Here is an 11679-nt window from a genome sequence, read left to right as displayed (position 1 = left end):
AATGGCGCTTGACTTCGAATGACGGCCTTCGCATGAAAAAACACCGAGCCTTCCTGAAATGGGCGGGTGGCAAATACACCTTGGTTGATCACATCAGCCAGCACTTACCGCCAGGGGATGTGCTGGTTGAGCCCTTCGTGGGAGCCGGTTCGGTGTTTCTTAACAGCCAGTTTGAGCGTTATGTTCTGAACGATATCAACCCGGATCTGATTGCCCTTTATCAGCATCTGGCGGCAGAGCCTGGACGTTTTATTCGCGATGCCGCCGAGCTGTTCCGGCCAGAAACCAACCACCGAGAGTGCTACTACCGGTTACGTACGGAATTTAATGGCTGCACTGACAGCTACCGCCGATCCTTGTTGTTTTTATACCTCAATCGGCATGGCTATAACGGTTTGTGCCGCTACAATCGCAGTGGTGGCTTTAACGTGCCGTTCGGGTCGTATAAAAAACCGTACTTTCCAGAAGACGAACTGTGGTTTTTCGCTCATAAAGCCCGGTACGCCACATTTACCTGCCAGCACTTTGTCACGCCAATGCAAGCAGCCCAGGCTGGCGCCGTAGTCTATTGCGATCCACCCTATGTACCGTTGTCGGTGACCGCCAGTTTTACAACCTATGCCGCCAGTGGTTTTAGCCTGGACGACCAGGCTATGCTGGCGAAAACCGCGCTGGAGTCATCCCGCCGTGGCGTGAGTGTGCTGATCTCTAACCATGACACCGAGCACACTCGCTGGCTGTATCGTGACGCCTTGCTCAATACCGTCAAGGTCAAGCGCAGCATTAGCCGTAACGGCAGTGGCCGCCAGAAAGTCGCTGAGTTACTGGCACTTTATGCGGGTGAGGAAGAAATGTCGGTAGAGCTGGCGGACGTAGTCAGCCTGAATCGGAAGATAGCTCAGCGCTGAACGCGCGGAGTGTTGCTGTCACTACTGTGGCTGGTCAGCAATTCCAGCAGATCCAGAAAGTGCAGTTGGGCCGAGGCGCTTTTGCCAAATAGCCACTGGCTCCAGCTGACTTCCTGATGGGCCAGGCAGGTATCACCCTGATCAGCAGGGCACGGCACCAGATGTTGATGCAGTGGGGAAGCCGCAGCCAGTACCAGCACGGCACCAATGGCAAGCAGGCCAATAGCCTTTTTGACGCGCATCTGAGTCTCCCTTTCCACTGACAATGAATTTCAGTATACCCTGTTGCTCAAATCCTAGCCAACAGAAAAAGCCGGGCCTGTGATCGGCCCGGCCTTTTAGGCTCAGTCCAGCCCGGCCAGGCAAATGTATTTCAGTTCCATATATTCATCCAGGCCATAATGCGAGCCCTCCCGGCCCAACCCTGAGGATTTTATGCCGCCAAATGGGGCTACCTCGTTGGATACCAGGCCTGTATTAACGCCGACCATCCCGGACTCCAGCGCCTCGGAAACCCGGAATACACGGCCGAGATTCTGGGCGTAAAAATAAGCCGCCAAGCCAAAAGGTGTGTCATTGGCCATGTCGATGCCTTGCTGTTCGTCATCAAAGGTGAAGATCGCCGCCACCGGGCCAAACGTTTCTTCATGGGCCAGTTGCATGTCCTGCGTCATACCGGTCAGTAGCGTGGGCTCAAAAAAGGTGCCCCCCTGTGCAGCTAACTTGCCGCCCAGTTGTAAGCTCGCCCCTTTACTAACGGCATCGTCAATATGGCGCTGTACTTTGGCCACCGCCTGCTCGGTGATAAGTGGCCCGGTAGTCACGCCTGTTTGTGTACCGGGGCCAACTTTCAGGTTCTTCATGGCGGCACTGAGTTTTTCTACAAAGGCATCCTGTACCGAGCGCTGAACATAGATACGGTTGGCGCAGACGCAGGTTTGGCCGGCGTTGCGGAATTTAGCGACCATGGCACCTTCGACAGCGGCGTCCAGATCCGCATCATCAAATACCAGGAACGGTGCATTGCCACCAAGCTCCAGCGACAGCTTCTTGATGTCGTGGGCGCATTGCTCCATCAGCAGGGCGCCGACTTTTGTGGAGCCGGTAAAAGAGAGCTTGCGCACCTTGCTGGAGGCGGTGAGTTCGCCACCAATGGCACTGGCATCGTCGCCGGTAACCATATTCAGCACCCCAGCCGGGAGACCGGCGCGCTCTGCCAGCACCATCATGGCCAGTGCGGTCAGCGGCGTTTCCGCCGCGGGTTTGACCACCACGGTGCAGCCGGCTGCCAGTGCCGGGCCAACCTTGCGGGTGATCATCGCTGCCGGGAAGTTCCAGGGGGTAATGGCTGCGACCACCCCAACCGGCTCGCGGCGCACCATGATCCGCTGGTCGGCTTTGGGCGCCGGGATCAAATCACCGTAAGCGCGCTTGGCTTCTTCTGCAAACCACTGAATAAAAGAGGCGGCATATGCCACTTCCCCTTTGGCTTCTGCCAATGGCTTGCCCTGCTCGGCGGTCATGATGCGGGCCAGATCCTGCTGATTATCCATGAGCAGTTGATACCAGCGGTAGAGCAGTTCACTGCGCTGCTGCGCGGTGTTTTTTTGCCAGCCAGCCAGCGCTTGATGGGCGGCGTCGATAGCCTGTTTGGTTGCGGCTGCACCCAGGTTAGTCACCTGGGCCAGCACTTCGCCATTAGCGGGGTTGGTAACAGCGAAATGTTCAGCAGCGTTCTGCCATTGACCATTAATGTAGGCTTGCTGGCGTAGCAGCGACGGATCATCTAATTGCATGTTTTCCTCCTTGGCCTGATGTAACGACCCTAACAAAGGTGAGCCAGCCAGCCAATGAACGTACGACGAGCTTGGTTTACAATAGCGCCAATTGCTGCTGGAGCCTGCTATGAAAGACTATCTGATTGCCCCGTCTATTCTGTCTGCCGATTTTGCCCGCCTCGGTGACGATGTTACCCGGGTACTGTCGGCGGGTGCCGACGTCGTGCATTTCGATGTGATGGACAACCATTATGTTCCGAACCTGACCATCGGCCCCATGGTTTGCCAGGCGCTGCGTGATTACGGCGTCAGTGCCCCCATTGATGTGCATCTGATGGTCAAGCCGGTGGATAGGATCATCCCCGACTTTGCCAAAGCGGGGGCCAGCATCATTACCTTCCACCCGGAAGCCTCCGAGCACATTGACCGTACATTGGGGCTGATCAAAGACCATGGCTGCCAGGCCGGATTGGTGTTGAACCCGGCAACGCCACTGCACTATCTGGACTATGTGATGGATAAGCTGGATGTGATTTTGCTGATGTCGGTTAACCCGGGGTTTGGTGGCCAGTCGTTCATTCCTGCCACACTGGATAAACTGCGTCAGGTTCGCCAGCGCATTGATGCCAGTGGCCGTGACATCCGCCTGGAAGTCGATGGCGGCGTCAAGGTTGATAATATTGGCGCCATTGCCGCTGCGGGCGCTGACATGTTTGTTGCCGGCTCCGCTATTTTCAACCAAGCGGATTATGCTGCGGTGATTAATGCCATGCGGGCTGAAATCGCCAAGGCCACCGCGTGATCAAAGCCATTGCCTTTGATCTGGATGGCACCCTGGTCGACAGCCTGCCGGATCTGGCCTGGGCGGTAAATCAATTGCGTCAGCAACTGGCGCTGGCGCCGGTAACCTGCGCGCAGGTCAGTCAGTGGATAGGCAATGGTATTGGCAAGCTGGTGGAGCGGGCCAGTGCTGACGCCGGGTCGCCGCCACAGGCCCTGGCGCTTTTTGAGGCGGCCTATGCCGGGCATCTGGTGGTGGACTCGACGCTGCGCAGCGGAGCCAAAATGCTGCTGGCGGCTCTTGGTGAAAGGCAGCTGCCGCTGGCTCTGGTTACCAACAAGGCGCAGCGCTTTGCCGAACCCTTGGTGGCTGGGCTGGGCCTGGCGCCATTTTTTACTCATGTTCTTTATGGTGACTCGCTGGCAGCCAAAAAGCCGGATCCCCTGCCGCTGCACTGGTTGTGTCAGCAGTGGCAGATAACATCCGCCGAGCTGATGTTGGTTGGTGACTCCAAAAACGATATTGCCGCCGCCAAAGCGGCGGGCTGCGTTGGGGTTGGCTTGACGGGCGGTTACAACTACGGGGAAGATATCGGTCTTTGTCATCCCGATTTTGTTATCGATTCATTACCGGGGCTGCTGACGCTGCCGCCCCTGCAAACGAGGTAGTACGCAACATGTCCAAACCCATTGTGTTAAGCGGTGCTCAGCCGTCCGGTCAGCTCACCCTGGGCAATTACCTGGGTGCCTTGCGCCAATGGGATCAGATGCAGTCAGACTATGACTGCCTTTATTGCATTGTTGATTTGCACGCCATTACCGTACGCCAGGACCCGGCCGCACTGCGTGAGGCCACTATCGATAGCCTGGCGCTGTATCTGGCCTGTGGCATTGACCCCAGCCGTTCGGCGGTATTTGTGCAGTCTCACGTGCCAGAGCACGCGCAACTGGCTTGGGTGCTGAACTGTTACACCCAGTTTGGTGAATTGGCGCGGATGACCCAGTTCAAAGACAAGTCAGCGCGCTTTGCTGACAATATCAATGCCGGCCTCTTTACCTACCCGGCGCTGATGGCCGCGGACATCCTGCTTTACCAAGCTAACCAGGTGCCGGTGGGCCATGACCAGAAACAGCATCTGGAACTGTCTCGTGATGTGGCGTTTCGCTTTAACAATCTGTACGGCGATACCTTTACGGTGCCGGAGCCCTTTATTCCGAAAGTAGCCGCGCGGGTAATGAGCTTGCAGGACCCAACCAAGAAAATGTCCAAGTCAGATGACAACCAGGGCAATTTCATTGGCCTGCTTGAAGATCCGAAAAAAATCACCAAGAAAATCAAACGCGCCGTTACTGACTCTGATGAGCCGCCTCGTGTTGCCTTCGATACGGAGAACAAGCCGGGGGTATCCAACCTGCTGGGCATTTTGTCGGCGATCAGCGGTAAGTCTGTCGAGGCCCTGGAAGCAGAATACGAAGGGCGGATGTACGGCCACCTCAAAGGTGATGTGGCAGATGCCGTGGTCAGCCTTATTGAACCGGTGCAGGCGCGTTTTCGTGAACTGCGCGAAGATCGCCCACAGCTTGATGCCATCATGCGTGACGGTGCCGAAAAGGCCAGTGCCCGGGCTGCCGAGACCCTGAAAAAAGTCTACCAGGCGGTCGGTTTCGTCGCGCGGCCCTGATGATGCACCTGGGGCAAACACTGCGCGAGCTGCGTATCGCCAAAGGACTTACCTTGACGCAGCTGGCAGAACAAACCGGCACACACGTGGGTAATCTGTCGCGCATTGAGCGCGACAGTACCAACCCGTCGCTGGACTTGTTGCGCCGTATTGCCCGGGCGTTGGATATGGCACTGTCAGACATTTTTTCCATCGCCGAAGAAGGCATGCAAAAAGAAGAACAATACCGCCGCCATGTATTGTGTTGCCTGTTCAGTCATCTGCCGCAGGCCGACCAGGCGCTACTGGTGGATATGGCGCAGCTACTGCAAAAGCGCCACGAGCAGGCAGACTGACGCCATGCTGCTGGTTATCGACAACTACGACTCTTTTACCTTCAATCTGGTGCAGTACTGCCAGGTACTGGGCCAGCAGGTTACGGTGTACCGAAATGACCAGCTTAGCGTCGCCGATATTGCTGCGCTGGCACCACGGCGGTTATTGATTTCGCCCGGTCCTTGCAGCCCCAGTGAAGCGGGCATTTCTGTTGAGGTGATCCGTGCTTACGCCGGGCAGCTGCCCATACTGGGGGTCTGTCTGGGGCACCAGGCCATGGCTCAGGCTTTTGGCGGGCTGGTCGTCAGAGCGCCCAGGGTGATGCACGGCAAAACCAGTCCGGTCAGCCATGATGGCAGTGGGGTCTTCAACGGCCTGCCGATGCCTCTGACGGTTACCCGCTATCATTCGCTGATAGTTGATGAAGCCCACCTGCCGGCCGACTTTGTGGTCAACGCCCGGAGTGACGATGGCCTTATCATGGGCATGCGCCACCGTCACTGGCCACTGCATGGAGTGCAGTTCCACCCAGAGGCAATTCTCACGGAAGCCGGCCATCATTTGCTGAGCAACTTTCTAAGCTGCTGAACTATCAGAAAATCCTACCCAAAGGCGCTATCAATTAGCCTGGCCAATGCTCCATTATGTCGGTTGTGGCCGGAATTTTGCGACAATCGAGGCTATCTGAACGCGCAGAAAAGTCTGCTGACTTTTCCGATGCTGGCGGCAACTCTGGTGCCTGCACCGGCCGTCGTCCAATTAACAGGAGTGAAGTGATGTCTGACCATATGCCCGTTACCCGTGCCACTTTTGACGAAGTCATGGTGCCTAACTACAACCCTGCCAATATCATCCCGGTTCGGGGTAAAGGTGCCCGTATCTGGGACCAGCAAGGCGACGAGTACGTGGATTTTGCCGGTGGCATCGCCGTTAGCGTACTGGGCCACTGCCACCCGGCATTGGTTGGTGCCCTGAAAGAACAGGGTGAGAAACTCTGGCACCTGTCTAACGTGATGACCAACGAGCCGGCCCTGCGCCTGGCGAAAAAACTGACTGACGCCACCTTCGCTGAGCGTGTCTACTTTGCCAACTCCGGCGCTGAGGCCAACGAAGCAGCCTTTAAACTGGCCCGTCGTTACGCACTGGATCACTTCGGTGAGCAGAAAAACCAGATCATCTCGTTTAGCAAAAGCTTCCACGGCCGGACTTTCTTCACCGTCACCGTAGGTGGCCAGGCTGCTTATTCTGACGGTTTTGGCCCGAAACCCGGCGCCATTGACCATATTCCGTTCAATGATCTGGCCGCGCTGGAAGCAGCTATCAGTGACAACACTTGTGCGGTGATCATGGAGCCGATGCAGGGTGAAGGCGGTATTGTTCCGGCTGAGCAGGCCTTTATCGAAGGGGTTCGGGCACTGTGCGACAAACACAACACCCTGTTGGTATTTGATGAAGTGCAGACCGGTATGGGCCGCTCTGGTCATCTCTATGCCTACCAGAAATACGGCGTGACGCCGGACATCATGACCAGCGCCAAGTCACTCGGTGGCGGTTTTCCGGTCGGCGCTATGCTGACCACTGCCAAGATTGCGGCCAGCCTCAAGCCGGGCACCCATGGCTCTACTTACGGTGGTAACCCGCTGGCCTGTGCTGTAGCTGAAGCAGTGATTGATACGGTTAACACCGCAGAAGTGCTGGCAGGGGTGAAGCAGCGTGAAGCCTGGTTCCGCGAGCACCTGGACGCCATTAACGCCAAGTACTCCGTTTTTGCCGAAGTTCGTGGTATGGGCATGTTGCTGGGTGCGGCACTGAACGACAATTACAAAGGCCGTGCCCGTGATTTCCTCAATGCCGCTATCGACGAAAAACTGATGGTCTTGGTCGCGGGTGCTGACGTGGTGCGCTTTGCGCCGTCACTGGTGATCAGTGAAGCTGATATCAAAGAAGGCATGGCCCGTTTCGAGCGTGCCGTTGCTAAAGTCGTCGGCGCCTGAGCCGCAGGAGGCGGTTTGGCCGCCTCCACCGACCCTGTTGTAAAAGGAGCCATCTATGCTGGTTGTTCGCCCTATTACCAGCCAGGATCTGGGCGCCCTGATGCGCATTGCTGAGGAATCCGGTATCGGATTTACCTCACTGCCGGTGAACAAAGAACGTTTGGCGGCCAAAATTGCGCATTCTGAAGCCTCATTTGCATTATCTGATGTGGACTGCGAGAGCGGTGAGCAGGGATATCTGCTGGTACTGGAAGACACCGACAGTGGCGAAGTGGTGGGAACTACCGCGCTGGAGGCCCGGGTTGGCCAGTCGGATGCCTTCTGGCATTACCATCTGGGTCAGGCGGTGCATTCATCGCCGGCACTGGGTATTCACAAGACCCACCAGACCCTGACACTGTGTAACGATTACACCGGTGTCTCAGAGCTGTGCACCTTGTTTTTGAGTGAAAGCCACCGTTTTGGCTATAACGGCCGCTTACTCTCCAAGTGCCGCTTTTTGTTCCTGGCTGAGTTTCGTGACCGTTTTGCCGAAGTGGTGATTGCCGAGATGCGTGGGGTCAGTGACAGTGACGGCGAGTCGCCGTTCTGGCACTGGCTGCAGGAGCACTTTTTCGATATGGACTTTCCCCGTGCCGACTACCTGTCGGGGCTGGGCAAGAAAACCTTTATCGCCGAGCTGATGCCGCGCCACCCGGTGTATGTCGGCCTGCTGCCCAAAGCCGCGCAGGATGTGATTGGCAAAGTCCATGACAAGACCCGCCCGGCCCTGAAACTGCTGACCGCTGAAGGGTTCCGCTGGCGTGGCTATGTGGATGTTTTTGATGCTGGTCCAACGGTGGAATGCGATATTGACCAAATCAAGGCGATCCGTGAAAGCGAACGCCTGCAGGTATTGATTGGTGATACCAGTGATGGTCTGCAAACCATGATCTCAAATACCAACCTGACTGCATTTCGCTGCACTCTGGCACCGGCGCTGCACAAAAAGGGCGATCTGGTGATCGATCAGGCCACGGCCGACGCTCTGGGCGTTCGGGCGGGCGACTGGGTGCGCGCTATTGCTTTTGAAAAGGAGTAAGCCATGACACAACTGATTAATGGCCAGTGGCTGGCCGGTGAAGGCCCGTCCTTTCAATCATTAAACCCTGCTGACGGCAGCGTCATCTGGCAGGGCCAGGGCGCCAGCCCGGCGCAGGTAGATGCCGCTATCAGCGCTGCCCGGGCGGCAGCTGTTGCCTGGGCTGATAAACCGCTGGCAGAGCGGCTGGAATTGGCTAACCGCTTTGCGGAGCTGGTCAAGGCCAACACTGAAACGCTGGCACGCACCATCGCCGAGGAAACCGGCAAGCCATTTTGGGAAACCAAAACAGAAGTCGGCGCCATGGTGGGTAAGGTGGCTATTTCCACCAAGGCTTACCACGAGCGTACCGGTGATGTGGAAAATGAACTGCCAGGGGCCCGTGCCTTTATCCGTCATAAGCCGCATGGCGTGGTAGCGGTGTTTGGCCCCTATAACTTTCCCGGCCACCTGCCCAACGGTCATATCGTTCCGGCCCTGATTGCCGGTAATACCGTGGTATTCAAACCCTCCGAGCTGACGCCGAAAACCGCTGAAGCAATGCTCAAACTGTGGCTCGAAGCGGGCCTGCCCGCCGGGGTAATCAACCTGGTACAGGGCGAGCTGGAAACCGGCAAGGCTCTGGCCAGCCACCCTGGTATTGATGGTTTGTTCTTTACCGGCTCATCCAACACGGGCCATCTGTTGCATCAACAGTTCGGTGGCCAACCGGAGAAAATCCTGGCGCTGGAAATGGGCGGTAATAACCCGCTTATCGTCCGTGATGTGGCGGATATTCAGGCGGCTGTGCATGAGATCCTGCAATCAGGCTACATTTCCACCGGCCAGCGTTGTACCTGTGCCCGGCGCTTGTTTATCCCCCGCGGTGAGCGCGGCGATGCGCTGGTAGCGGCACTGACGCAAGCAGTGCAGAACCTGCGCGTGGGCGGCCAGTTTGACGAAGAACAACCGTTCATGGGGCCGCTGATCTCTGAAAAAGCCGCGCAAGGTATGGTGGCGGCACAGGAACGGCTGCTGTCGCTGGGCGGCAAAGCGCTGGTAGCGCTTGCACACCTGCAAAAAGGTACCGGCCGAGTATCACCGGGTTTGATCGATGTCACAGACATCACCGACCTGCCTGATGAAGAATACTTCGGGCCGCTGGTACAGCTGATCCGCTACGACGACTTTGATCAGGCGATTGCTGCTGCGAATAACACCCGCTACGGGTTATCCGCTGGCCTGCTGGCAGACAGCCGTGATGACTGGGAGTACTTCTTCCGCCGTATTCGCGCCGGTATTGTGAACTGGAACCGCCAAACTACAGGCGCCTCCAGTGCCGCACCTTTCGGTGGCGTCGGTGCTTCCGGTAACCACCGTCCCAGCGCTTATTACGCCGCTGATTACTGCGCTTATCCGGTGGCCAGTGTGGAAGTGGACACGCTAAAAGTGCCCGCCAGCCTGGCTCCCGGCCTGAGCCTGTAACCCTTACAGACGGCAGCCAGGTGGCTGCCGTCTTTGCAAATAAATGAGGTTTCCATGCACAAGGACATTAATACCCTCTTCAATGCGCTCTGGAACAGCTACCTGAAGGTCACGCCCAGTGCCGCCAAGGTACATGCGCTGCTGGCCAGTACCGAGCAGGGTGACGACATTATCAATGACCACGTGGCCTTCCGCACTTTCAATCTGGCGAAAGTGAACCTGGAGAAGCTGGCGGCCCACTTTCTGGCGCTGGGTTATGAGCAAAAAGGGGAGTATCACTTCGAGGCGAAAAAGCTCTACGCTCGCCATTATGAACACCCTGATGCCACGCAGCCGAAGGTCTTTATCTCTGAGCTGCTGGTAGAGCAGTTCAGCCCGGCCCTGCAAAGCCTGGTAGAAAAAATGGTCGCGCAAGTGGATAGCGCGGCGGTGACAGCCGATGACTTCCTCTATTCCGGTACGCACTGGCAAATCAGCCATGAGGACTACCAGGCACTGCTGGCGGAAAGCGAGTACGCCGCCTGGATGGCCGCTTATGGCTATCGGGCCAACCACTTCACGGTGTCGGTCAACCACCTGGAAAAATTCGAAACTCTGGAGTCCGTAAATCAGGCATTGCAAGACGCCGGTTTCGTGCTGAACAGTGTCGGTGGGGAAATCAAAGGCAGTGCCGAGGTGTTTTTGGAGCAGTCTTCCACCATGGCGGATAAAGCTGACGTTAAATTCACCGATGGCACCTTCAGCATTCCCAGCTGTTTCTACGAGTTTGCCCGCCGTTACCCGCTGCCCGACGGTAAGCTTTACACCGGCTTTGTGGCTGCCAGTGCCGACAAAATTTTTGAAAGCACCAACGCCAAGGGCGGCTGAAAACGCGCCCTGAGCTGATAAAAAAGGCCGCAATAGCGGCCTTTTTCGTTTTTATTCCACGCCGTATTTTTTCTTCAGTGCCTGCCACTGGCCGGTACGCATCAAATCCAGGCGGCCTTCTTCCAGCCACTTGGCATATTTCGGGCCGGTACGCTTGTTGGAGCAGGCGACATACAGCGGCACCGGTTTGGTGAAGCTGCCGACATCGCGGATCACCTTGGTCAGGTGGTGGCTTTTGAGGTAGTGCAGCATCTGCCGTTGCGGCGCGGCAATAACGTCGATTTCCCCCATCCGTAGCCGCCGCACCAGCTCATCAAAACCTTGGCTGGGCAGGACAGTAATGAGGTTATGGGGCTTCATTTTCTTGAATGGTGCCAGGGCGGCAGCCATGCGGGAGTTGTTGATCACTCCGACCCGGCGGCTCTGGAAGCTGTTGAGATCTTCATAGACCAGTGGGTCACTTTTACGCACAAACAAGTGCGGTGACATGACCGTCCAGGGTTCGTTGGTAAAGTTAAGCTCTGGTGCCTCATTGGTGTAAAGGCCCAGCAGGCAGTCGTAGAGGCCGGTATCGGCACCGTGCAGCATGGCGTCCCAGGGCACGACATTGTAGTTGACGGTGTCGCCATGATTTTTGAAGATGGCTCGGGCTGCTTCGACGAAAAAGCCGGGGTGGTCGGTGCCAGGCTGGCCGTTAAAAGGGTAGCCGGCCGGGCCACGTAAACGCACTTCATCGGCTTGGGTTGCCCCGGCAGCCAATAGCAGAACCAGCGGTAACAACTTCATTTTCATCTGCTTTCTCCTTAGAGC

The 11679-nt window shown here is 56.9% G+C and carries 13 protein-coding genes; 10 read left to right on the top strand and 3 right to left on the bottom strand.

What is annotated here, in order from left to right; genetic code table 11:
• Positions 1 to 32: 32 nt before the first annotated feature.
• A complete protein-coding gene (locus WDB70_RS12350; protein ID WP_406664773.1) occupies positions 33 to 908 on the top strand; it encodes a Dam family site-specific DNA-(adenine-N6)-methyltransferase in 876 nt (291 codons plus the stop codon).
• Here WDB70_RS12350 and WDB70_RS12345 read toward each other — a convergent pair.
• Positions 899 to 1150, bottom strand: a complete 252-nt coding sequence (locus WDB70_RS12345; protein WP_406664771.1) for a hypothetical protein — start codon at positions 1148 to 1150, stop codon at positions 899 to 901. The two genes, WDB70_RS12350 and WDB70_RS12345, sit on opposite strands and share 10 nt — an antisense overlap.
• Before the next feature lie 102 nt (positions 1151 to 1252).
• A complete protein-coding gene (locus WDB70_RS12340; RefSeq protein WP_406664769.1) occupies positions 1253 to 2704 on the bottom strand; it encodes an NAD-dependent succinate-semialdehyde dehydrogenase in 1452 nt (483 codons plus the stop codon).
• Between the two features lie 109 nt (positions 2705 to 2813).
• On the opposite strand from WDB70_RS12340, the gene rpe reads away from it, so the two are divergent.
• From rpe to WDB70_RS12295, 9 genes are all read left to right on the top strand, one after another.
• Positions 2814 to 3488 (top strand): ribulose-phosphate 3-epimerase, encoded by a 675-nt coding sequence (gene rpe, locus WDB70_RS12335; RefSeq protein ID WP_406664767.1) that lies wholly within the window; start codon positions 2814 to 2816, stop codon positions 3486 to 3488.
• On the top strand, positions 3485 to 4135 hold the full coding sequence (locus tag WDB70_RS12330) for a phosphoglycolate phosphatase (RefSeq protein WP_406664765.1): 651 nt from the start codon (positions 3485 to 3487) through the stop codon (positions 4133 to 4135). The genes rpe and WDB70_RS12330 overlap by 4 nt, the downstream gene beginning before the upstream one ends.
• A gap of 8 nt (positions 4136 to 4143) precedes the next feature.
• Positions 4144 to 5148 (top strand): tryptophan--tRNA ligase, encoded by a 1005-nt coding sequence (gene trpS, locus WDB70_RS12325; protein ID WP_406664763.1) that lies wholly within the window; start codon positions 4144 to 4146, stop codon positions 5146 to 5148.
• Positions 5148 to 5483, top strand: coding sequence for a helix-turn-helix domain-containing protein (locus tag WDB70_RS12320; protein ID WP_406664761.1), 336 nt, complete (start codon positions 5148 to 5150; stop codon positions 5481 to 5483). The genes trpS and WDB70_RS12320 overlap by 1 nt, the downstream gene beginning before the upstream one ends.
• A 4-nt stretch (positions 5484 to 5487) precedes the next feature.
• Positions 5488 to 6051, top strand: a complete 564-nt coding sequence (locus WDB70_RS12315) for an anthranilate synthase component II (RefSeq protein ID WP_406664759.1) — start codon at positions 5488 to 5490, stop codon at positions 6049 to 6051.
• Between the two features lie 188 nt (positions 6052 to 6239).
• Entirely contained in the window at positions 6240 to 7457 is a 1218-nt protein-coding gene (locus WDB70_RS12310) for an aspartate aminotransferase family protein (protein WP_406664757.1), read from the top strand.
• Positions 7458 to 7512: 55 nt separating this feature from the next.
• Entirely contained in the window at positions 7513 to 8538 is a 1026-nt protein-coding gene (astA, locus tag WDB70_RS12305; RefSeq protein ID WP_406664755.1) for an arginine N-succinyltransferase, read from the top strand.
• A gap of 3 nt (positions 8539 to 8541) precedes the next feature.
• On the top strand, positions 8542 to 10002 hold the full coding sequence (astD, locus tag WDB70_RS12300) for a succinylglutamate-semialdehyde dehydrogenase (RefSeq protein WP_406664753.1): 1461 nt from the start codon (positions 8542 to 8544) through the stop codon (positions 10000 to 10002).
• Between the two features lie 54 nt (positions 10003 to 10056).
• Positions 10057 to 10869 (top strand): DUF1338 domain-containing protein, encoded by an 813-nt coding sequence (locus WDB70_RS12295; protein WP_406664751.1) that lies wholly within the window; start codon positions 10057 to 10059, stop codon positions 10867 to 10869.
• Positions 10870 to 10920: 51 nt separating this feature from the next.
• On the opposite strand, the gene WDB70_RS12290 is transcribed toward WDB70_RS12295, so the two are convergent.
• A complete protein-coding gene (locus WDB70_RS12290; protein ID WP_406664749.1) occupies positions 10921 to 11661 on the bottom strand; it encodes a substrate-binding periplasmic protein in 741 nt (246 codons plus the stop codon).
• Positions 11662 to 11679: the final 18 nt, after the last annotated feature.

The organism is Gallaecimonas aegicerasi, assembly GCF_045291545.1.
Taxonomy (GTDB): domain Bacteria; phylum Pseudomonadota; class Gammaproteobacteria; order Enterobacterales; family Gallaecimonadaceae; genus Gallaecimonas.
The sequence above is the reverse complement of the archived record's forward strand: the minus strand, read 5'-3'. Positions and strand labels throughout refer to the sequence as shown.

Bases quoted from the DNA above. Each gene is read 5' to 3' on its own strand.
- WDB70_RS12350 (WP_406664773.1), top strand. From the start codon at position 33: ATGAAAAAACACCGAGCCTTCCTGAAATGGGCGGGTGGCAAATACACC.
- WDB70_RS12345 (WP_406664771.1), bottom strand. From the start codon at position 1,150: ATGCGCGTCAAAAAGGCTATTGGCCTGCTTGCCATTGGTGCCGTGCTG.
- WDB70_RS12340 (WP_406664769.1), bottom strand. From the start codon at position 2,704: ATGCAATTAGATGATCCGTCGCTGCTACGCCAGCAAGCCTACATTAAT.
- rpe (WP_406664767.1), top strand. From the start codon at position 2,814: ATGAAAGACTATCTGATTGCCCCGTCTATTCTGTCTGCCGATTTTGCC.
- trpS (WP_406664763.1), top strand. From the start codon at position 4,144: ATGTCCAAACCCATTGTGTTAAGCGGTGCTCAGCCGTCCGGTCAGCTC.
- WDB70_RS12320 (WP_406664761.1), top strand. From the start codon at position 5,148: ATGATGCACCTGGGGCAAACACTGCGCGAGCTGCGTATCGCCAAAGGA.
- WDB70_RS12315 (WP_406664759.1), top strand. From the start codon at position 5,488: ATGCTGCTGGTTATCGACAACTACGACTCTTTTACCTTCAATCTGGTG.
- WDB70_RS12310 (WP_406664757.1), top strand. From the start codon at position 6,240: ATGTCTGACCATATGCCCGTTACCCGTGCCACTTTTGACGAAGTCATG.
- astA (WP_406664755.1), top strand. From the start codon at position 7,513: ATGCTGGTTGTTCGCCCTATTACCAGCCAGGATCTGGGCGCCCTGATG.
- astD (WP_406664753.1), top strand. From the start codon at position 8,542: ATGACACAACTGATTAATGGCCAGTGGCTGGCCGGTGAAGGCCCGTCC.
- WDB70_RS12295 (WP_406664751.1), top strand. From the start codon at position 10,057: ATGCACAAGGACATTAATACCCTCTTCAATGCGCTCTGGAACAGCTAC.
- WDB70_RS12290 (WP_406664749.1), bottom strand. From the start codon at position 11,661: ATGAAAATGAAGTTGTTACCGCTGGTTCTGCTATTGGCTGCCGGGGCA.